Raw genomic sequence first — 905 nt, forward strand, 5'->3', positions numbered from 1 at the left:
TTCACCGTATTATTATTCGCATCTGTTGCACTTGCTGTATTCGTAATACTACCAATAAAGCCAGGATTAATTTTACCGCTAATCTGTATGTTGATGGCATTGCCTGCACCAGCGGTGATATTGCCGGTCAGTGTTACATCGCCACTGCCAGAGCTATTGCCTGTTATGGATGCGGCACCGGTGGTATTCGCTGTCCAGCTTACGCCGCTGAGTGTATCGGATACAATATCACTAATCTTCACACCAGTGGCATCAGATGGTCCGTCATTCGTCACAGTAATAGTATACTTCAGACTATCGCCTGCGATAGCGGTAGCTGCTGCTTGTTTCACGATCCGTAGCATTGGTTTCTTCGTTACCACTGTAATCACTGGTGTACTTGGAATAGAATCACCCGTTGATGGTTTCAGTACGGCAATATTAGATACGGAACTAGTGACACCTGATCCTACCACACCTGTGATATTTACCACAATGGTATTACCGGCATCAATATTTCCTTTCACTACTACATTATTTCCACTACCTGCTGCTCCACTGGTTACCTGTGAAGTACCACTCGCTACTGCGGTCCATGTTACGTTACCAACTGCTGCCGGAACCGCATCTGTAATGCTTACACCTGGCACACCGGAAGGACCGGCATTGGAAGCGGTGATCACATAACGCACCGTATCGCCTGCATTCACCTGGGCGTTACCCGTTTTGGTAAAGCTTAATTGTGATCGTGCGCTTACCTGTGTAGTAGCTGTTCCATTCACCGTATTATTATTCGCATCTGTTGCACTTGCTGTATTCGTAATACTACCAATAAAGCCAGGATTAATTTTACCGCTAATCTGTATGTTGATGGCATTGCCTGCACCAGCGGTGATATTGCCGGTCAGTGTTACATCGCCACTGCC

General features: G+C 46.5%; 1 protein-coding gene. It reads right to left on the reverse strand.

The features are described 5' to 3' along the window. Nucleotides 1–905: hypothetical protein (locus AC1DP6_RS36475; protein WP_477059308.1), on the reverse strand; the 905-nt coding region annotated here is incomplete at both ends.

This window comes from Chitinophaga sp. 01L420 (genome assembly GCF_056399985.1).